The sequence below is a fragment of the Arthrobacter sp. ISL-28 genome (genome assembly GCF_018613875.1).
In the GTDB taxonomy this organism is placed as follows: Bacteria; Actinomycetota; Actinomycetes; order Actinomycetales; family Micrococcaceae; genus Arthrobacter.
In genome coordinates, this window is the sequence record NZ_JAGGPJ010000029.1 from 17449 (window position 1) to 38080 (window position 20632).

A 20632-nucleotide genomic window follows, 5' to 3' on the forward strand; every position below is an offset into this window, starting at 1 on the left:
TCAGGCACCCTTCTTCTTGCGGCGGGGACGGTCGCGGAGGCCATCGCCCAGCAGGTTTACGCCCACCACCATGAGCACGATCACGAGGCCGGGCAGGGTGACCATCCACCAGGAGGTGGTGATGTAGTCCTGGCCGTCGGAGATGATGCGGCCCCAGGTGGCGAAGGGGCGCTGCGGGCCGGCACCGAGGAAGCTGAGCGCGCTTTCGAGCAGCACGGCCTGGGCCAGCAGGAGCAGGACCACCAGCGTCGCCTGCTTGATCACGTTCGGGATGATGTGCTGGATGAGGATCTGGATCCGGTGCAGGCCGAGGATCCTGGCGGCGGAGACGTAGGGTTTTTCGCGTTCCACCAGCACCATGGAGCGGGTCAGCCTCGCCACTTCCGGCCATTGGGCGATGGCGATCACGAAGGTGATCACCGGGATGGAGGGGCCGAACAGGGCCACCACCAGCAGCAGCATCATCAGCAGCGGCAGGGACATCTGCGCCTCGAGGAGGCGCGAGACGATCGTGTCCACCCAGCCGCCGAAGTAGCCAGCTGCCGCCCCGAGGATAATGCCGATGGCGCCGGAGACCAGTACTGCGAGCAGGCCGATGGTCAGGGAGACCTGGCCGCCGTGCAGCACGCGGGATAGGAGGTCGCGGCCCAGCTGGTCCGTGCCGAACAGGTGGCCGTCGGTGAACGGCGGCAGGCGCCGGGCGGCGAGGTCCTGGAAGTTGGCGTCCGGCAGGGGAAGTACCTGGGCCAGCAGAATGGGGATGATGACCAGCAGGGTGCAGACGGTGCCCACGATGAGCTTCCACTTGGCGGCGTTCCGACGGCGGGTGGCACCTGCCTTGGCGATGTCCGCCTTGGTGACGGCGCTGGGGCTGGGCTGGCGGGCGGGCAGCCCGGCGGCGGTAGGCGTTGCGGTGTCGCTGAGGCTCATGCTGTTGCCGCCTTTCCAAGACGAACGCGGGGGTCAAGTAGCGGGTAGGCGAGGTCGATGAGTAGCTGGACAGCCACCGCCAGCAGCGCGGTGAGGAGGACCGTTGCCTGGATGAGGGGATAGTCGCGGGTTTCAAGGGCCCGCACAATCAGCGAGCCGACTCCGGGCCAGGCGAACACCACTTCGACGACGACCACGCCGTTGAGCATGGCGGCGAAGCGGGTCCCGAGGGCGGTGAACACCGGGATGGCGGAGTTGCCCATGGCATAACGCCAGGTGAGCACCGAGTTCCGGACGCCGCGGGAGCGGGCCACCGTGAGGAACGGGGCCGCGAAGTTGGCGGTCATTTCCCGCCGGACCATCCGGGATATCAGGGCGATCTGCAAGATAGCGATCGTGATGGTGGGCAGTACCAGCCCGCCCCAAGTGGCGAACCCGGAGGCCGGGAAGATGGGGATGAGGATGGCGAAACCGGTGAGGAGCATGATGCCGGTCCAGAAGTCCGGCATGGACTGCCCGGCGATGGTCAGCACGTTCACGCCGAGTTCGCGGCCGGTGTCCGGCCGGCGGGACATCCAAACACCCAGCGGGATGGCCACGACGGCGGTCAGCAGGATCGCGGCGGTGGCGAGCGTGAGCGTGTAGGGCATCCGTTCGGCAACCACCTGCATGGCAGGGGCCTGAAAGGAGTAGGACGTTCCGAGGTTGCCGCTGAGCAGCTGCTGCAGGAAGATCCAGTACTGCTCCAGCACCGGCCGGTCCAGGCCGAACTGTTCGCGCACTTTGGCGAGCTGCTCGGAGGTGGCCAGCGGTCCGGCGTAGGAGACGGCCGGGTCTCCAGGTGCCATGCGGATCAGGATGAACACGGTGGACACCGTGAGGAACACTGTGAGTAGGCCCTGTCCCAGGCGCTTGAGGATGTAGTTCGTCATGGCTTAGGCCTCCAGCCGGACATCAACGAGTGGGTAGGAGTTGGTGGGTGCCAGATTGATGTTGGACACCCGCTCCCGGTGGGCGAGGACGGACTTGGGCACGAACGCCCAGGCGCAGGGCCACGTGTCCCAGACAGCCTGCTGAGCTTCTTCCAGCAGTTTCCGCCGCCGGGCCGGATCCGCTTCGGCGGAGGCGGCCTGGATCTTGGCGGTGACTTCGGGGATCACGTAGCCCTGGTAAGTGTCCCGGGTCTTTTCCTTCTCCGACGTGCCTGCATACATGCCTTGCAGCATGGTGATGGCCAGGCCGGTGGGGCTGGGGTAGCCGTTGCCCAGCAGGTCCCAGTCGCCTTGCTTGCCCTGGCGCCAAGCCAGGATGTTGCCGCCGGGTTCGAACTGCTGCAGCTCCGCCTTCACGCCGATGGCGCCGAACATTTCCACCAGGGCCTCCATCACGGAGGTGTCGCTGGCGAACTCGCCCGTTTCCCAAATGATCTTCAGCGTGAGGTCCTTGACGCCCAACTCCGCCAGGGTGGCCTTCGCCTTTTCCGGATCATAGGTGTACGTGCCGGTCTTGTGGTAGCCGGTGAGGCTGGACGGCGTCACGCCTGCAGCCTGGGTGACGGAGTCCACCAGGACGTCCCGCACCAGCGCCTCGCCGTCGATCGCCATGCTGAGTGCCTGGCGGACGCGCGGGTCGGCCAGCGGGTGACCGGCGGGCTTGCGGAAGTTGAAGAAGATCTGGTTCAGCCGGAGGCTGGAAGCCTCTTGGAGTTCGACGCCGGGAAGTCCGGCGAGCTGCTCACGGGAGTCGGGCGTGATGGAGTCGATGACGTCAACCTCGCCGCTGCGCAGGGCTATGACGCGGCTGGACTCTTCGGGGAGGAACCGGACTTCCACGTTGTCCACCTCGGGTGCAGGGCCCCAGTAGTTCTCGTTGCGCGCCAGGCTGTAGGTACCTGCGCCCCGGTTGAACTTGGTGACCACGTATGGGCCAGTGCCGAGGCCTTCCTGCAGTTCCTCCGGCTTGTTCTGCGCGGCAGGGGTAATCAGGATCATGCTCATGAGCGAGTCCAGGATGGGGATGGGCTTTTTGGACACCATCTTGAAGGTGCGGTCATCCACGGGAACCACGGCCGGGAATTCCGGGAAGAAGCCGGCCACGAAGGAGCCCTGCACCTGCTGGTACATCTTCAGGGCGGTGGCAACGTCCTCCACCTGCACTGGGCTGCCGTCCGAGTAGCGGATGCCTTCGCGGAGCCGGACGGTCCACTCGGCGGGGCCTGTCATTTCGAAGCGTTCGGCGAGGACCAGCACGGGCTTGGTCTCGGGGCCGATGGCGGTGAGGCCCTGCCGGACCGCGCGCTGGACGGTGACGGCGGCGTCGAACTGGTTGAGTTTGTTGTCCAGGCTGACCAGTGACCGGTTAAGGGCCAGAGTCAGGGTGCTGGGTCCTGGCAGCCCGGTGGGGCCAGCGCAGCCGGCGAGGCTACCTGTGCCCAGCAGAAACCCGGCCGCTGCGCCGAACTGCAGCAGGCGGCGACGGGAAATCTCACTTCCTTGAGGAAGAACGGTCATCGTTGACCTCTCGGTAGAACGGGGACGGCGTCCGGCCGGGTGGCTGCGCCGATGTTGTTTCCATCACTTTGTCACTCCTGCGTGAATTGCGCAACCCTTCTAGCGCGATTCGCGCAACCATGTCATGATAATGAAAAGCATCCCCGCACTCGGCGGGGGTCCCAGCCGACCATGACCTGGAAAGGAGCAATGTGGCTTTCGTGTTTGTGCAAGCCGACGATTTCTCCGGTGCCGCTGAAGTTGGCTGCTGCTTTGAGCAGCGGGGTCTGTCTGCGGAGGTCCTGCTGGGAACAGACGGCGATGGCTCCTTCCGGGAGCGCGTCACCGACGTTGTCGTCGCTGACACCCACTCCCGTGGACTTCCTGAATCCGCCGCCGAAGCGCTGGTGGTTGAAGCGTTCTCCAGTCCGGCAGGTTCGGGTGCGCAGGTGGCGTTCAAGAAGATCGACTCGCTGTGGCGAGGTAACGTCCGCGCCGAGATAGCGGCTCTGACTGGATTGGGCTTCCATGCCGTTGTTGCCGGGGCACTCCCCCAGTTGCGGCGTTCGGTCCAGAGCGGTAAGCCATTCGTTGCCGGGACTCCCCTGATGCAAACAGACTTGTGGCAGGCCGAACTGTCGGGGCCGCCGGCTGACATTCCTTCCCTCCTCCGTCCGGAGGACCCTGCCTCAGTGCAGACCCTGGATCTCACCGAGGTGCGGTCCGGCTCGCTGCCGGCACAGCTGGACAGGCAGCTCACATCCCATCAGCCGGCACTGATGGTGGCTGACGGTGAAACCGTCCAGGACCTGGAACACGTGGTGGAAGCCCTGCTGGAGCTCGGCTTCACCGCCGGGGGCCGCCGCATAGTGCTGGTGGGAAGCGGCGGAATCGCGGACGTCCTTGCGCAGCGACTAGCTGCACAACTTGCGCGAAACGCGCAAAATGGGGCACAGGCTGAAGCAGCCAGCTCGGAACCGGAGGGAACCACGAAACCCGTGCTCGCCGTCGTCGGCTCCGCTTCCGGAACCGCACAGGCTCAGCTAGCCCAGCTGGAAGCGCACGGCTTCACCATGATCCCGCTCGACCCTCAGCACATCGGCGCCTCCGGAACGTATGCCCAGCGACTCGCAGAAGCCCGGCAGGCGCTGGTCTCGGGGACCAACGTGGCCGTCTCCCTGCTGGCAGGCCAAGTGGATCCGGCACGCGCCGCCAGCTTCGTCCACGCACTGTCGCAGTTCGCAGCCCAGATGGCAAAGGGATCGGGCGCAGACCTAATCCTTACCGGCGGCGAGACGGCCCGGGAAGTCCTGGACGCCGTGGGCCTCCACATACTGGTGCCACTCACGGCCGTGCAGCACGGGGCGGTGCTTAGCCGCGCCGACGACGGAACGCTGGTGGGCACCAAGCCCGGCAGCTTCGGCGATGACCTCGCCCTTGTACAGCTTTACGACATAATCCGGGAGCGCCGCGGGCAATCCGCCCACGCTCCCGCCAGCACCCTTCCCAGCAAGACTTCCGAAAGATCTGGAGCAAAGATGACAACCGCCGCAACAAGCAGGACCAAGCAGAACGCCCTTCCCATCGTGGCCGTCACCATGGGCGATGGCGCCGGAGTGGGGCCAGAGGTGGTGGTGGCCGCCGTGCTGGATCCGCAGAGCAACGCCGAATGCCGGCCCGTGGTGATCGGAGACGCGCTGCGCCTCCGCCAAGCTGCGGACATCCTGGGCATCGAGGCGGACATCCAGGCTATCGATTCGGTGGAGGACGCTGTGTTCACGCCGGGTCGGGTGAACGTGATCGATCTGGCGCTGCTGCCGGAGGACTTACCATGGGGGCGACTCTCCCCCGTGGCCGGGCACGCGGCCTACGAGTACATCCGGGTGGCCAGCGAGCTGGCGATGGCCGGGACGGTGCAGGCCATCTGCACGGCGCCGCTGAACAAGGAGGCCCTGCACGCCGCCGGGCACATCTTCCCCGGGCACACCGAGCTGCTGGCGCAGCTGACAGGCACGGAGGAAGTGTCAATGATGCTCTCCACCCCCAAGATCCGAGTAATCCACGTGACCACGCACATCGGACTGGTGGACGCCATCCGCAAGATCAATCCTGACCTCGTGGAGCGCACGATCCGCCGCGGCCACGAGGCCCTGGTCCGCGCGGGCATCCCGAACCCGAAGATCGGTGTCTGCGCCATCAACCCGCACGCCGGCGAAAACGGGCTGTTTGGCCAGGGCGAGGAAGCCGAGAAGATCGAGCCAGGCGTGAAGGCAGCGCAGGCTGATGGCATCGACGCCACCGGCCCGCTGCCGGCGGACACGTTGTTCTTCCTGGCTGGCCGGGGAGATTACGACCTGGTGGTGGCCATGTACCACGACCAGGGGCACGGCCCGGTGAAGGTGCTGGGCATCGAGGCCGGCGTGAACATCACAGTGGGGCTGCCGGTGATCCGCACATCCGTGGACCATGGCACCGCTTTTGACATTGCAGGGAAAGCAATCGCGGATTCCCGCAGCATGGTGGAGGCGCTGCACCAGGCGGCGGAGATGGCCACCCGGCCCGGCGTGGCCGTGTAGGCGTGCGGGTGGTGCTGCGGGGAGTTACCGGGGGCGGGAACTAGCATGGTTACCACTGCCACGGGAAGGAGGCCGGGAATGCTGTCGGCAAATGCTCGACGCGAGGAGATCTACCACCTCGCCGTCACCACCGGCCTGGCCTCCGTGGAGGAACTCTCCGCCCGGTTCGAGGTCACTGCCTCTACCATCCGCCGTGACCTCGCACTCCTGAACGCGCAAGGCAGACTGGCCCGTACCTACGGGGGCGCCATGGCCTTGGGTGCGCATCCTGAAGCGTCATTGCGGCAGCGCACCGGCGAGGCCTTTGAGCAGAAGCACGCCATTGCCCGTTGGGCCGCTTCGATAATCCGACCCGGCGAGAACATCCTGCTCGACGCCGGCTCCACAGTTGGTGCATTGGCCCACGAGCTGCGGGGCTTCGGGAAGCTGTCCGTCACCACCCCCGGCATCAACACCATGCAGGAGCTGGCCGATTCGGAGGGCATCGACGTGGACTGCCTGGGTGGCCGCCTCCGGAACGTCAGCCAGAGTTTCCTGGGACCTCTGGCCGAGGCGGCGCTCGAGCGGATGAGCTTCGACAGCGTATTCCTCGGCGCCGACGCCGTCACCGCGGAAAACGGCATCTGCGAGGCCGACCACGCCCAAACCCGGCTCAAGGAGCTCATGGCCCGCCGTGGCAATAGCGTCTATGTACTGGCGGACTCGTCCAAGCTTGGCCAGCGGCCATTCCATGCGTGGGTACGGTTGGCGCTCCCTTGGACTCTGGTGACGGACGACGGCGCCGATCCGGCGGAGGTGCAGAAGTTCCGGGATGCCGGAGTGGCGGTTGAGGTTGCAGAGACTCCACGTCACGGCACTGGAACCTCACCTTGATGCAGCTTCGCCAACCATTCTTTTGCACACCGGCTAGTCGTTACTCGACATATCCCATGGGCCCTCCGTCGAAAGCCATCCTGCTGAGGCGACCAGCCGACCCGAAAGCTCTGGGCAGGTGCCGGGAACAGACTGAACGGCCCTGACGGAACTGTGCAGTCCCGGAATCCCAAGAGCCAGGCGCTCGATAAATGTCCGGTAGCTGTCCGGTAGCCCGAACACCTCCACGGTCCGTTCGACCCCGACACAGGAGGCGCCGATCACAAGCCCACCGGCAGCCACAACCTCCCTGATCACCACGCCGGGGACCTTGCCCCTGGGTCGGCCAGGAGCGTCAACCGCGCACGCCCCGACAACTTATCCCACAACAACTGTTCTTCCCCCGCAGGCCTCATCCCCGGCGACTAACCCATGAACCTCAAGGCCCATGAACTCACTCCGTGCAGGAGTTTTTTGAGGTTGCTGAGCACGGCTCCGGTCCCACCTTCCGGTGACAACATCCGGACGGAGGAGGAAAATACAGGGCAGAGGAGAGCTCATGCTGTTGAAGCGAAAACTGCACGCGGCAGCCATTGCCGCAGCAGTGTTGACCCTGGCCGTAGGAAACCTCACCGGACGCACAACCGAACGCCCGCAGATTCCGGCGCTACCCTCGGAACTCGCCGTGACCGCGGCCCCCAATGGCCTCCAGGCCGCAGTCCTGCGAGGATGGGGGCCGGTCGTGGCGGGTGACGAGTTTTCCTATACCGGGGCGCCCGACCCCCGAAAGTGGAAGGTCTACGACGGCCCCGGCCACGCGGGCAAAGGGGTCCGCAGCCCGAAGGCGTGGAAAGTGGGCAAGGGGGTGGCCACTGTTAGTGGGGATGCTTACGGCACCACGGGCGGGATGTCGGCAAGATTCGCCCGGCAAAAATATGGCCGATGGGAAGTGCGGATGAGAACCAGTGTGCGGGACCCGAAATACCACCCCGTCCTGCTTCTGTGGCCCAACGACAACACCTCCTCGAACTGTGCTGAAGTCGACTATGCCGAATCACTCGCGGACACCACCCTGATCAAGTTCTTCCTGCACTACGCCTGCCCCGGACCAGGCCGCTACCAGTCCCAGGCGGCACGCAAAATCGACACCACCAAATGGCACAACTACGCCGTGCAGTGGAACTCGGCCGGGATCACCGGATACATCGATGGCGCCGTGTGGTTCACCGACACCGACCCGGCACACCTACCGAGGGTCGGAATGCACCAGACCCTCCAACTCGACTGGGTCCCCACCGGAAAACCCACCAAACCAAGTTGGATGCAGGTCGACTGGGTCCGCGTATACCGATGACCAGGGCCTATCCCCCCGGTACGCCAGCGGGACAGAGACGGACCGAAAAGCCGGCCGCCCGGCTACGCAGGCATGGCCCGCCATCACAATTTCCGTGTCGCGAAACCTGTGAGCCCGACATCCTGCTCGGCCACGCATAAGTTGCTGCTGGACTCGAAGGAGGAGCTCGCGGCAAATATGACCGCGGAGATGGGCGTAGTTCGCTCGAGCGTGGCGCTAACGCGCCCTTATAGTCTTCGACGATGTCAACCTTGACCGTGCCGTCGAAAAGATCACCGCTGCCAAGATGCGCAACATGGGCCGGCAACGGCCTGGAGAGGGCACGGAGATCGGCCCATTGACGACGCCAGCGTCGAGCACGGCGGATGGAGGTGGGGATGGTAGGCATCAACTCCGACATCATCTCCGACGTCGCCGTCCCTCTGGGAGGCGTGAAGGCGTCCAGAATCGGACGTGAGGGTGGTGTGCGCGGTATCGATGAATCCTTGAGTTCAAGTACACGTTCAACCCACACCAGTGACCGCGTACACTGCGACCCCGATCGTGGCCCTCAAAGGTTAATCCACCAATCACCCACCACGTGGGCTACCCGCAGCGCACGCCCTCCTCCCCCACCCAGGAATGCACGAAACGAAGAAGAGACCACACGACCGTAGTCGTTAGAAGGGACCCTTATGCGGCAGGAACCACTCGCTTTGTTCCACGATCCGCTGGCTGGCCAGGCGACGTCAGCAGAGCGACGCATGGCCCGATCAACGGCAACCGGAAAGACGTCCTGCACGCAGGACAACCCGACAGCACGCGGAGCACGCCGCCGCCAGTGCGGCAGCCCGGGAAGCAGTCCCGGGACCTCCGGACGCTGGAACGCGCGACCGCTACCAGAGGTGCGAACGCATGCGAGGCCCTCCCTTCCTAGGAGACTTTCGCGTGCCATAGTCTGAGGCCACCGGCCTGCGGCCCAAGGCAAAGAAGGCGGAAGCAGGACAGAAGACGCTTGGAAGGAATCACCCATGCTGATCTGCGCAACCTGCGCGGTCGAACGCGACGAACCTACGCCGGGTCTCTGTCCGATCTGCACCGACGAGCGACAGTATGTGCCCGAGGACGGACAACGGTGGCTCACACTGGACGAGCTGACGCAGGCGGGCCAGCAGATCTCGTTGAAGGAGAACGAGCAGGGACTTATCGGAATCAGAACTGAGCCTAAAGTCGGAATCGGCCAGACCGCCAAGCTTCTGGTGACACCCGCCGGTTCGCTGCTGTGGGATCCGGTCGGATATGTCGACGACAGCGCTGTGAAGGCCGTGCTCGAGCAAGGTCCAGTCCTGGCAATCGCCGCTAGCCATCCACACATGTTTGGTGTGCAGGTCGAATGGTCGCGTCGGCTCGGTGGCGTCCCAGTACTTGTGGCAGAAGCAGACCAGCGATGGCTGGGACGCGACGATCCGAACATCACCACCTGGTCCGGCAGCAAAACCATCGCCGAAGGACTGGCACTCCACCAGACCGGTGGGCACTTCCCAGGCAGCGCGGTGGCGCACTGGGCTGCAGGAGCGGACGGCAGAGGGGTCCTGCTGACCGGTGACAGCGTGTTTCCCAATCCAGACCGCCGCTCCATCGCCTTCATGCGCAGCTACCCGAATCATCTTCCACTATCCGGTGCAGTGGCATTGCGTATCGCCGCGCAACTGGGCGAGCTCAAGTTCGACCGGATCTACGGCAACTTCAACAATGTCATCGCGTCAGGAGCCAAGGCCGTGCTGCACGATTCGGCCCAAAGGCACGCTGCTTGGGCGCGAGGAGACTTCGACCATTTGACCTGAACCACCCACTCATTGCATTCAAACGGCTGCACCTTCTGCGTGTGGCATGGACCTACGTGGCGCCTCACGGGCGGCGTCGTCGACTGCCAACCAGTCGTGACCGGTACCTCCGCCCTTTTGGCTGTCCAAATGCAGGGGTGGCCACAGGAAGTTGCCGCCCGTCTCAAGATCCCGACCAAGACTGCACTAACTCACGCGACGGAATCCACGCTGGTAACCTGCGAACAGCCAGAAATCATGTCGTTCAAGTCTCGTGGCTGCATGAACTCAAGTAGACCGAGAGGCGGCTCCTGACCGACCTCGCGGGCGAGATCACCACCGCCTCGCAAGAACCTGAGGGACAGCCGGTGTTCGCAGTCAAGGCCACGAACAGCCGAATGGTCGAATAGCCGAATAAGAACGCAACAAACCGCGGGCCAGTCCACGAGCTCGGGCCGCAGGCGCTTCGCAGTTGCTGGTAGCTGCAATGGTTGAGGACCGGACCTTATCAACTGCACATTCGAGGAGCTTGGAGTCGCGGGGATCTCGACATGGGGACGGCTCCACGAGGCCTCACTCCGTGAGGCTGGCCGGCCTGCTCACCGCAGTGCTCCCCCACCACACCCTGTTCACGGTTCGGTCGCCCGGACACGGTCGAGGTGGCGCAATTGTATCCAGATGCCCAGCCGGTCATCAGGGTGGTTCAAGTCCAGGCCGAACAGTTCGGAGACCCGCCGCAGTCGATAGCGCAGAGTGTTTGCGTGGATGTGAAGCGCAGACGCAGCGGTCGATACGTCTCCTGCCGCCTCGAGCCAGGCGCTAATTGATGCGGCAAAGTCCGTATTCCTGCGCCGATCGTATGCCACCATGGCAGCGATTCCAGGGTGCTGCAACCGCGGCTCGCGCGTCAGTTCGTCACCGACATGGTTAAGCAACACTCTCGTGTGTACGTCGGATAGCCGTGCAACGTTAGGGAGTGATGCGTCGGCCAACGTTACCCGCAAGACGTCATCGACTTCCTGCCGAATTGTAGGCAACTTTGCTGCATCCGTTGTTGCCTGACCGACCGCTACTCGGACGCGATGGTTGAATGTAGGCGACATTGCGCTCAGGGCGCCCCGAGCCAGTCGAAGCGCGGCATCCAGCCCTCCTGACGGAAGCAGTACGTAGACAGCCCGTGATGTCGTAGCAACCCCTGCATCTGGTCGAAGCGCAAATACGTAACGCGAGACCGCGCTACCTAGATGTGCCATCAGCGGTCCGGTACCTGTTTGGTCGGGGAGCAAAGCGAGCCCGCACAGTATGAGTTCGGCATTTGGTGGCAACGAGAGCCGGAACGCGATGTCGTGAGCTGGCCATGATCCGTTGAGGGCGCCAAGTATTGCGCTTTCTCGCATGTGCCACTCCAGTTCATCGGCATTGCGGCGGCGAAGGAGGTGCATTACCGCCAGCGAAGCACCGTCTATCAGCGCACGCTCTCCATCGGCTGACAGACCATTCGGTGGCTCGATCGCCCAAATGCTTCCAAGAGGTTGCCGGCCCGCACGCATCGTGATGGCTGAACGCGGCTGTGTCCCGAGTTCCTCGGGGAAGCGGACGACGTCCGCCGCTTCCAACAGGACTCGGTACCGGCCGAGGTTGTGGTTGATCTCGGGGACACGTCGGTTCAATATTCCTTCCCGTCGCAGTTCATCGATGGGTTGGTCGGGCAATGATGAGTAAGCGAGCACCTTGCGGTCAAGGTCCTCAATCGACACCGCGCCACCGACAACGGCCGCAAGCGCGTTGGCCAGTGCGAAGAGGTCATCGCCCGCGGCCGTCTCCCCCACGCCCGCACCCTGAGAGCCCAACAGCGAGAGCAAGAGTGAGTCCAGATGGCGCCAGGGCACATCATCATCGGCCGTCAGGACTGTTACCCCCGCTGAGACTGCCGCCGCGGCGAGGTCTGTCGCATCTACACCGCGTTGCTTAATGACGATGCCGCAGTAACCTCGCAGGCGCGATGCGCTCAGCAGTTCGGTGGCAGCAGCGGAGTCTGGGGTAAGTCCGGGCACTAACAGCAACGCGTCAACCGCTTCAGGAAGGGGGTCTGCCGGGTCATGCAAAAACGTGCCCCGGATCTCGTGATCAAGTCCGCGCGGAGCAGCGAGAACCCGCACGATTGGCTCGCCAATCCTGGCGAGCACCTCCTTGATCGTGGCCACATTCCCTTTACTGGCCGGAAATCTTGAGTGATCGGACAAAGGCATGCCGCAACTATAGGCCGATCGGACGATGAACTGAAGGATTTAGGGCACCTACGCTAAGGGAACCGCTCAATCCGGTAACTAGTTCCCCCAACTCTGACCGTCCGCAGCACCCGGCATTAAGGATTTCCCATGTCCCTGACCCGAAAACATCTGCTGGCCACCGCGTTGTGCGGTGCGCTCACTCTCACAGGCCTGACGGCGTGCAGCACCTCTTCGAATCCGCCAACGACGGCGGACGCTAAGCTCGCCTCGTTTCTTCCCGAGCGATATGCCGATGGCATAAGTATCGCCAGCGGGATCTATCCGCCCATGACGACCCGCGATGAAACGGGCAATTTTGGCGGGTTCGATTACGATCTAGGCCAGGCTCTTGGCGAACGGCTTGGCACCAAGTTCACTTTCGCGACCCAGGACTTCACAAGCATCATTCCGTCCCTTCAAGCCGGCAAACACGACATCATCATGTTCGGAATGAATGACACCGCCGAGCGTCAAAAAGCGCTTGACTTCGTCGACTATTTCCACGCCGGGCTTGCCATCGTTGTAAAGAAGGGCAACCCCCAAGGAATTAACGGACTGCTCGACTTGTGCGGTCAGACCGTCGCAGTGGCCAAGGGCACCACCCAAGCTCAGTTCATCAGGGACCAGGCGGATGACTGCGCAAAAGCGGGCGCCGACCCCATCGTCCCGCTCGAATTGCCGACGGAAGGAGAGGCGCTGCTGGCCGTCCGTTCCGGGCAGGCTGTTGCCGACGTTTTGGACGCCGCTCCCGCAGTGCACGCCACAGAAACATCAGGGAATGGCAAGCTTTTCGAGATCATCAGCGATCCGCATAATCCAAAAGGGTTTGGTGCGGTGCCAACCGGCATTGGTGTGTTGAAGGCGAACGCCGATCTCACCAAAGCGCTGCAAAAGGCGCTGCAGTCCCTCATCGACGATGGCAGCTATCAAGAGCTGTTGGACAAACACCATCTCTCGAAGTACGCCGTGGAGACAGCCCAACTTAACGGCGGCGCCTGATGCCTGCCGTGGAAATGAAACTGGCCAACGACGGCAACACGTTCACATCCCACGACGTCGTTGCCCGACCGTTGCGGCACCCATGGCGGTGGGTCGCTGCCGCCCTGATCGCTGCTGTCACCTCATTGGGAGCTATTTCGGTCTGGAATAACAAAAACATTGAGCATGACGTCATCGCACAGTTCCTGTTCGATCCTCGCATCCTCAATGGCGTGCTCATGACCATTGTTCTCACTGCCTCTAGCATGCTGCTGGCCACTGTCCTGGCCACCGTCCTCGCGGTCATGCGGCTATCTTCGAACCCCGTTATAGCTACAGTCGCGTGGGCCTACCTGGTTCTTTCGGGGCACTCCGCTCCTCGTACAGATCGTCTTTTGGGGCTATCTCGGTTTGTTGTATACGAACATTACTGTTGGGATTCCGATGACGGACCTCACCATCTTCAACGCACCAACCCCTACAGTGGTAGCCCCCTTTGTTGCCGGCCTGCTCGCACTTGCACTGAACGAGGCGGCGTACGCGTCGGAAATCGTGCGAGCCGGTTTGCTCTCCGTTGATCCAGGACATGTGGAAGCGGCGCACTCCCTGGGCATGTCGCCCCGCTACACCTTGCGGCGCATAGTCCTTCCGCAGGCAATGCGGATCATTATTCCCCCGATGGGCAATGAGACGATCTCAATGCTGAAGAACAGCGCCCTCCTGCAATTGATCGCGGTCCAGGAGCTCTACACCCGTGCCAGCGACATTTCCGCGCAAAATCTACGCCAGGTCGAACTGCTGGTCGTAGTCAGCATCTGGTACCTGTTCCTCACAACGGTACTTTCGGTGCCGCAGTACTATCTCGAGCGCCGCTATGGACGCGCTGTAGGCCGGGGCGTCAATACTCCATGGCAACGGCTACGTCAGCTCAGTGGCAAGTTCCAGGAGATGCAGATGAAACGGGCTCCTAATCCGTCCCATATCCACCACGAAATAGCGGTGAAGGAGGACAAACATGTCCGCTGAAAACACGAACGACGTCCTGGTGGACGTCCGAGGCATCCGCAAGGCCTTCGGCAGCCTTCGCGTGCTGGATGACATTACACTGTCCGTTCGCCGAGGCGAGGTCCTATGCTTGCTCGGCCCATCGGGATCGGGCAAGTCAACATTGCTGCGCTGCGTCAACCACCTTGAACGCCTCGATGGCGGAAGCATCTACGTGGACGGGGAACTTATGGGCTACCGACCCCATCGCGGCAGCTTGCGGGAGATGAAGGCCGCCGAGATTGCCAAACAACGCCGCCACATTGGCATGGTCTTCCAGCGGTTCAATTTGTTTCCACATCTCAGCGTCTTGGAAAACATCACTGAGGCGCCGATAGGGGTGCGTCGCACGCCCCGCCAGGAGGCGCGCGTCACCGCACTGGAACTACTCGACCGCGTGGGACTTGCCGACAAGGCATCCTCCTATCCCGCCCAGCTTTCCGGCGGCCAGCAACAACGAGTTGCCATTGCCCGCGCTCTGGCAATGTCACCCAAGCTCATGCTCTTCGACGAGCCAACGTCGGCGCTCGATCCCGAGCTAGTAGGCGACGTCCTCGGCGTTATGCGCGATCTCGCTCGCACGGGCATGACCATGATTGTGGTCACTCACGAGATCGGTTTCGCTCGCGAGGTTGGGGATCAGGTTGTTTTCATGGACGGAGGCGTCGTCGTGGAGTCGGGCGCTCCCCGAGACGTCCTGGAGAACCCCCGCAATCAGCGGACCCGCGCCTTCTTACACAGCGTGCTCTAGGTGAGAGTCCTGATATTTATCGGGGCAACGCCCTCCCGAATAGAAACGATCGGAGATGACGCCGTCCTCCCGATGCCAGTTCCTCCGAACTGCCGCAAATGCCCTGCCCGCTTGTGCAGCGGACCCTACTCCTCGCCTACTACCTGGCACGCAACACGCGAAAGGACATCATGAGCAAGCGCCCGACCATTGCGCTCACACTTGGCCGTGACCTGCCCGACAACCCCAACGACTACAGGATCGCCGAAGCCTATAACAGCGCTCTTTTAGATGCCGGAGCTGTTCCAGTCGCCATCGCGCCTGGGCTCGATCACACAGCAGTTCAGAGCGTTCTCGATATGGTCGATGGATTGCTGCTGCCAGGGGGAATCGATCCGCACCCCCGTCTATTTGGCGAAACGCCCCATCCGACGACCAATATCGATGAGGAGCTCGACGAGCTGGAAATCATGGTCATTGCCGAGGCGATGCGTCGCAGGATGCCGATTCTCGGAATCTGCCGCGGCAGCCAAATCCTCAACGTCGCCCTCGGTGGCAGCCTTATCCAACATCTAGAACCTGGACCAATCCAACACAAGCAAGAGGCTCAACTCGATATCACAACCCACGATCTCAACCTCGACCCAGAGTCACGGCTAGGACGGCTCCACCCACAGACTAAGTTGAGAATTAATAGCCTCCACCATCAGGCGATAGGGCGCGTTGGACCACCGCTTCGTGTCGTTGGACGCTCCGAAGACGGAGTTATTGAGGCAATCGAGTCAATCGATGCTTCGCATTGGATTGTCGGCGTGCAGTACCACCCGGAATGGCTGCGCGCCGATGGCCATGACCCTCTTTTCGAGGAGTTTGTGGCCAGAGCGCAAACCCACGAGTCAGTCCCCGCTGGAGGAAACAACTGTTTTGCGCGCCCAGCAGATTAATGCTTTTGGCGGCATGCGCAGTCGTGATTGCTCATGAACAACTAGCGAAGCTTGAGAAAGGCGTAGAGTGAAAAATCTAGAGGCCCCCCAGCGGCGGGAGCTGATCCTTGAGTCGGCCGTCCGGCAAGGGCTGCTGCACCCGGAGGAAGCACTGGTCGCGGGTTTCATCGACCTGGATGGGGTCGAAGAGAACGTGAAGGCCCTGCATGCGGCCTTCATCAGCAACCCCGGCACACTACATGCATTTGCGGCCAAAGCCAATTGCCTCGTCCCGGTTCTGTCTGTGCTCAAGGACCTGGGCATGGGCTGTGAAGTAGCCAGTGAGGGCGAACTTGCTCAGGCTGTCGCTGCCGGGTTTCCCCCCGATAGGATCGTCTTCGATTCACCCGCGAAGACGCGAGGAGAACTGCGGCAGGCGCTCTCACTGGGCGTGGCGATAAATGCTGACAACTTTCAGGAACTTGAGCGCATTGATCAGTTCCTGGGCCAGTCGCCTTCGCTCTCCACAATCGGCATCCGGATTAATCCACAAGTCGGCCTGGGCGGCATAGAAGCCATGAGCACGGCAGGCGCGACGTCGAAGTTCGGAATCGCGTTGACGGACCCCAGCAGCAGGGCCCGCCTGTTCGAGGCCTACCGGAAATATCCTTGGCTGAGTCGCGTGCATGCCCACGTTGGATCCCAGGGATGCCCACTGGCGCTTATCGCAGATGGAATAGCACGGGTTGTGGATTTCGCCGATGAAGTAAACGACAGACTGGGTCGCCAGCAGATCAGAGCAATAGACATCGGAGGCGGACTGCCGGTCGATTTCGAGAGCGACACGATGGAATCGGGCTTTGATCCCTACGTCCGAGAGCTGCGAAAAGGAACACCAAGTCTATTCAACGGCAAATACGACATCATCACGGAATTCGGCCGGACCATACTCGCGAAGTTCGGATTCATCGCCGCGCACGTTGAATACACCAAAACCACCGGCGGCCGCCGGATCGCCATCACCCACGCCGGGGCCCAAGTAGCCACCCGAACCGTATTCATGCCGGAGTCATGGCCCATTCGCGTCGACGCGCACGACCCGCTCGGACGGAGGAAACCGGGGGAACCCGTCGCGCAGGACATTGCAGGACCCTGCTGTTTCGCCGGCGACCTGATCGCCCGGAATCGACTCCTACCACCGCTCGAACAAGGCGACATCATCACCCTGCTTGATACCGGCGCCTACTACTTCTCTACACCCTTCAGCTACAACTCATTGCTCGAGCCAGGCGTATACGGAGCGAATATCGACGCCGATGGAAGCGTGGAGTTCACCACCCTCCGCCGTCCCCAAAGCATCCCGGAACTGCTAGAGCGGACAGGGCTAAACGAGCTTCCCTCGCTGGCAATCCGCCAAGCAATCTGAGACAGGAAACAATGACATCAACAACTCAGGAGTCACAGGCGTCCGTTGTCGCCCAGGCCCCAACAAAAGTGTTGGTGGCCACGCATTTGGCATCCTGTCAGGTTGATTACTTTGCGGCTACCATCGTTGCCCGATGGCTGACGGCCTTCAGTTGCCCGGGCTGCTTGCCCGCGTTTGGATGGCGGCACCGACGGCGTGCACGCCCGACGTCGTGCATCGCTGTCCGGAACTCGCGGTTACCCGCCGTTGTACTCGTCGTCTGTGATGTGCTCGCCCCAGGTGGTGGTCTTGGACGGGTCCTCGCCGTTCTGGAGCATGGCGATGTGTTCCATGAAGCAACCGGGAGCAGCTGCGTGCCAGTGCTCCTCGCCGGGTGGGGTGTAGAGCGTCTAGCCTGGGTGGACTTCGATGATCTTTCCGTCCCGGGTACCGAAGCGGCCGACACCTTGGGTGACGCGCAGGTATTGGCCGTGCTGGTGAGAGTGCCAGGCGGTGCGTGCTCCGGGCGCGAAGCGGACGGTCGCGACGACCATCGTCTGGTCGCTCTCGTGGGGAAGGGCGATCGGGTCAAGCCACACATCGCCGGCGAACTGGGCGGGCGGGTTCTTGGTGGTCGGAGCCGTGGGTTCGATATTCATGGGGTTTCCTTACTTGTTGTCTGTGAAGACTTTTTTGGCGACGCCAATCGCTGACATGCCTTTCGGCCAGCCGGCGTAGAGCGTGACATGGGTGATGGCTTCGATGAGCTCCTCCTGGGTCACACCGTTCTGAACGGCGCGGCCAAGGTGGGACCCAATTGCTCGGTGTTTCCTCCGGCGGTGAGCACGGCTACGGTGATGAGGCTGCGATCGCGGACGCTCAGTTCGGGGCGGTTCCAGATGTCGTCGAACAGCATGTCGTCGGTGAGCTGGGCAAGCTTCCGGGCGAAGTCGCCGAACATCTTTCGGCCGGCTCCGAGCTGCTTGGGTTGGTCAGTCATGATGATCCTTCTTTCCCTTTGGAATCTGTAGTGGTCAGTTGGTTTCGGGGCTACGCGTCTTGGTCGGCGAGGGAGGAACATCAGTGAGCGGCAGCTGCACGAGGGAGAACGCCGACTTTGGGGACTTTCGCCTTTGACGAGGGGTCAGACCTTGCATCGATACGTTGGTCATGGTTGCTTCCGTCGTCGTGCCTGCGGCGTGAGTTCGTGCGCGCCGTAGCTGTTGTCGTCGGGGTTGAGGGTGACGCCGGGGGCAACGAGCTTGTCGATGCGGTCCAGCAGATCTGTGGACAGGGTGACCTCGGCGGCGGGAAGGTAGGACTCCAGCTGCTCCGTGGTGCGCGGACCGACGATGGCAGCAGTGACTCCGGGGTGGTTGATCACGAACGCGATGGCCAGCTCGATGAGCGTCATTCCCGCCTGATCGGCGAGTTGGGCGAGTTCTTCGACGGTGTCGAGCTTGCGCTGGTTGGCCGGTTCGGACATGTCGAAGCGCGCGCTTGGGCGGGCACTGGAGGTGGGTGCGGACGCAGAGTCTTTCCGCCACCGCCCGGAAAGCCATCCGCCAGCCAGCGGGCTGTAGGTCAGCGTCCCCATGCCGTGCCGCTGGGCGGTGGGGAGAACGTCCTCTTCGACGCCGCGGGCCAGGATTGAGTAGGGCGGCTGTTCGGTGACGAACCGCTCCAGGTTGCGTTCACGTGACGACCACTGGGCTTCCACGATTTGGGACCCGGAGTACGACGAGGAGCCGATGTACCGGACCTTGCCCTGCCGGACGAGGTCGGTGAGCGCACCGAGGGTTTCCTCGACGTCGGTGTCCGGGCCCGGCCGGTGGACCTGGTAGAGGTCGATGTAGTCCGTGTTCAGCCGGCGGAGCGAGTTTTCCACCTCGCGGATGATCCAGCGGCGGGATCCGCCTCGTTGGTTGGGGTCATCGCTCATCGGCATGAAGAACTTGGTGGCGAGGAAGACGTCATCACGGCGCCCGGCCAGTGCCTTGCCGACGATTTCCTCGGAGACGCCGCCGGAGTAGACGTCTGCGGTGTCGATGAAGTTGATGCCCGCGTTAAGCGCGCGGTGAATGATCCGGGTGGCATCGGCGCGGTCGTCGTTGCCCCAGGGCCCGAACATCATGGCGCCCAGGCAAAGGGGACTGACCTGCACGCCGGTGCGGCCTAGGGGACGGTACTCCATTGGGTTCCTGCTCTCGTTTTAGGCTTCGGGGATGATCAGTGAGAAACGCTCCATCCGGGCTTCGTCCGGATCCGGGCCGTTACGCACGCCGGTGTCGAGTGCGCCAATGGCCGCAAGTTCGTCGGCATTGAGATCGAAGTCGAAGACATCGAAGTTTTCGGCGATCCGGACGGGGTTGGTCGATTTCGGGATGGCGGAGCGGCCCTGCTGCAGGTGCCAGCGCAGCATCACCTGGGCGGGTGTTTTGCCGCGCGTCTTGGCAATCGCGGCGATGGTCGAGTCCTGCATGACGTTCCGGCGGTTCTCGCCCCAACCGGGGTAGAAGGTGATGCCGCCGATCGGCGACCAAGCCTGTGTGAGGATGCCGTGTTCGGCGTCTGCTGCCTGTACGTCCGGTTGAGTGAAGTAGGGGTGCAGTTCGATCTGGTTCACGGCCGGGATAATGTCGGTCTCGGCGAGCAGCTGCTTGAGGTGGTGCGGCATGAAATTGCTGACGCCGATCGCGCGCACTCGCCCACCGACGAGCAGGGTTTCCAGGGCCCTGTACGCGGCGATAGTCTTCCCGAAGCGGTCGGGCGCGGGCTGGTGCAGGATGAGCAGGTCCAGGTAGTCGACGCCGAGTTTGCCAACAGCCTTGTCCCACGCGTGCAGCGTCGCGTCGTAGCCGTAATCACTGACCCAGACCTTCGTTTCGATGAATACTTCCGAACGATCGACGTCGGAAAGGCGGATGCCTTCGCCGACCTCCCGCTCGTTGCCGTACGCCGCGGCGGTGTCGATGTGCCGGTACCCGGCCGCGAGGGCAGCCGCGACGGACGCCGTGGTCTGTTCCGGCGGGCTTTGGAAGACGCCCAGGCCGAGGGCGGGCATTGTGACGCCGTTGTTGAGGGTAAGTTCCATGACCATGCCTTTCACAGTATGTAGAGGTACGAGGTTGTGGGAGGCCACATCAGTACCCCGTTTGGTCGGGTGGGTTAGCGCTCGCCAGTACCGCTGCCGGGTGTGCCGTGGGTGCAGGAGCAGGTTTCATGCTTTCCATGCAACCGTCATATCTTTCGGGCCGGGAGTCACGGGCGTTCCGGGTA

General features: G+C 62.9%; 16 protein-coding genes and 2 pseudogenes. 10 read left to right on the top strand and 8 right to left on the bottom strand.

What is annotated here, in order from left to right:
* From J7E80_RS18935 to J7E80_RS18945, 3 genes are read right to left on the bottom strand one after another with little or no spacing between them, the layout of a single operon-like run.
* Positions 1-930, bottom strand: coding sequence for an ABC transporter permease (locus tag J7E80_RS18935; RefSeq protein ID WP_215053778.1), 930 nt, complete (start codon positions 928-930; stop codon positions 1-3).
* The gene (locus J7E80_RS18940; RefSeq protein ID WP_215053779.1) at positions 927-1862 is read right to left on the bottom strand and encodes an ABC transporter permease; all 936 of its coding nucleotides are present in this window, start codon (positions 1860-1862) and stop codon (positions 927-929) included. The genes J7E80_RS18935 and J7E80_RS18940 overlap by 4 nt, the downstream gene beginning before the upstream one ends.
* Before the next feature lie 3 nt (positions 1863-1865).
* Positions 1866-3440 carry an ABC transporter substrate-binding protein gene (locus J7E80_RS18945; RefSeq protein ID WP_215053780.1) on the bottom strand — a complete coding sequence of 525 codons (1575 nt, stop codon included), beginning with the start codon at positions 3438-3440 and terminating at the stop codon, positions 1866-1868.
* A 191-nt stretch (positions 3441-3631) separates the two neighbouring features.
* Here J7E80_RS18945 and pdxA point away from each other — a divergent pair, with 191 nt between their 5' ends.
* From pdxA to J7E80_RS18970, 5 genes are all read left to right on the top strand, one after another.
* Positions 3632-5995, top strand: a complete 2364-nt coding sequence (gene pdxA, locus J7E80_RS18950; protein WP_215053781.1) for a 4-hydroxythreonine-4-phosphate dehydrogenase PdxA — start codon at positions 3632-3634, stop codon at positions 5993-5995.
* A gap of 78 nt (positions 5996-6073) precedes the next feature.
* Complete coding sequence (locus J7E80_RS18955; protein WP_215053782.1) at positions 6074-6868, top strand: DeoR/GlpR family DNA-binding transcription regulator; 795 nt, start codon at positions 6074-6076, stop codon at positions 6866-6868.
* 538 nt (positions 6869-7406) lie between these two features.
* The gene (locus J7E80_RS18960; RefSeq protein WP_215053783.1) at positions 7407-8201 is read left to right on the top strand and encodes a glycoside hydrolase family 16 protein; all 795 of its coding nucleotides are present in this window, start codon (positions 7407-7409) and stop codon (positions 8199-8201) included.
* Positions 8202-8578: 377 nt separating this feature from the next.
* Positions 8579-8857: a hypothetical protein gene (locus J7E80_RS18965; RefSeq protein ID WP_251037100.1), complete on the top strand. Its 279-nt coding sequence runs from the start codon at positions 8579-8581 to the stop codon at positions 8855-8857.
* A gap of 354 nt (positions 8858-9211) precedes the next feature.
* A complete protein-coding gene (locus J7E80_RS18970; RefSeq protein WP_215053785.1) occupies positions 9212-10024 on the top strand; it encodes an MBL fold metallo-hydrolase in 813 nt (270 codons plus the stop codon).
* 608 nt (positions 10025-10632) lie between these two features.
* Here J7E80_RS18970 and J7E80_RS18975 read toward each other — a convergent pair.
* Entirely contained in the window at positions 10633-12252 is a 1620-nt protein-coding gene (locus tag J7E80_RS18975) for a CdaR family transcriptional regulator (RefSeq protein WP_215053786.1), read from the bottom strand.
* A gap of 129 nt (positions 12253-12381) precedes the next feature.
* Between J7E80_RS18975 and J7E80_RS18980 the strand changes: the two genes are divergently transcribed.
* The 5 genes from J7E80_RS18980 (at position 12382) to J7E80_RS19000 (ending at position 17374) form a co-directional block, all read left to right on the top strand.
* On the top strand, positions 12382-13272 hold the full coding sequence (locus tag J7E80_RS18980) for an ABC transporter substrate-binding protein (protein WP_215053787.1): 891 nt from the start codon (positions 12382-12384) through the stop codon (positions 13270-13272).
* Positions 13273-13665: 393 nt separating this feature from the next.
* On the top strand, positions 13666-14277 hold the full coding sequence (locus J7E80_RS23960; protein WP_251037111.1) for an amino acid ABC transporter permease: 612 nt from the start codon (positions 13666-13668) through the stop codon (positions 14275-14277).
* The gene (locus J7E80_RS18990; protein ID WP_285291879.1) at positions 14267-15046 is read left to right on the top strand and encodes an amino acid ABC transporter ATP-binding protein; all 780 of its coding nucleotides are present in this window, start codon (positions 14267-14269) and stop codon (positions 15044-15046) included. The genes J7E80_RS23960 and J7E80_RS18990 overlap by 11 nt, the downstream gene beginning before the upstream one ends.
* A gap of 170 nt (positions 15047-15216) precedes the next feature.
* Positions 15217-15969: a gamma-glutamyl-gamma-aminobutyrate hydrolase family protein gene (locus J7E80_RS18995; RefSeq protein WP_215053788.1), complete on the top strand. Its 753-nt coding sequence runs from the start codon at positions 15217-15219 to the stop codon at positions 15967-15969.
* 67 nt (positions 15970-16036) lie between these two features.
* On the top strand, positions 16037-17374 hold the full coding sequence (locus J7E80_RS19000; RefSeq protein WP_215053789.1) for a diaminopimelate decarboxylase: 1338 nt from the start codon (positions 16037-16039) through the stop codon (positions 17372-17374).
* A gap of 236 nt (positions 17375-17610) precedes the next feature.
* On the opposite strand, the pseudogene J7E80_RS19005 reads toward J7E80_RS19000, so the two are convergent.
* The 4 genes and pseudogenes from J7E80_RS19005 to J7E80_RS19020 all read right to left on the bottom strand — a co-directional run bounded on the left by J7E80_RS19005 (position 17611) and on the right by J7E80_RS19020 (position 20447).
* Positions 17611-18012 (bottom strand): annotated as a pseudogene (locus tag J7E80_RS19005) (cupin domain-containing protein).
* Positions 18013-18021: 9 nt separating this feature from the next.
* A pseudogene (locus tag J7E80_RS24710) lies at positions 18022-18434 on the bottom strand (carboxymuconolactone decarboxylase family protein).
* 87 nt (positions 18435-18521) lie between these two features.
* On the bottom strand, positions 18522-19547 hold the full coding sequence (locus J7E80_RS19015) for an aldo/keto reductase (RefSeq protein WP_215053790.1): 1026 nt from the start codon (positions 19545-19547) through the stop codon (positions 18522-18524).
* A gap of 18 nt (positions 19548-19565) precedes the next feature.
* Positions 19566-20447, bottom strand: coding sequence for an aldo/keto reductase (locus tag J7E80_RS19020; RefSeq protein ID WP_215053791.1), 882 nt, complete (start codon positions 20445-20447; stop codon positions 19566-19568).
* Positions 20448-20632: the final 185 nt, after the last annotated feature.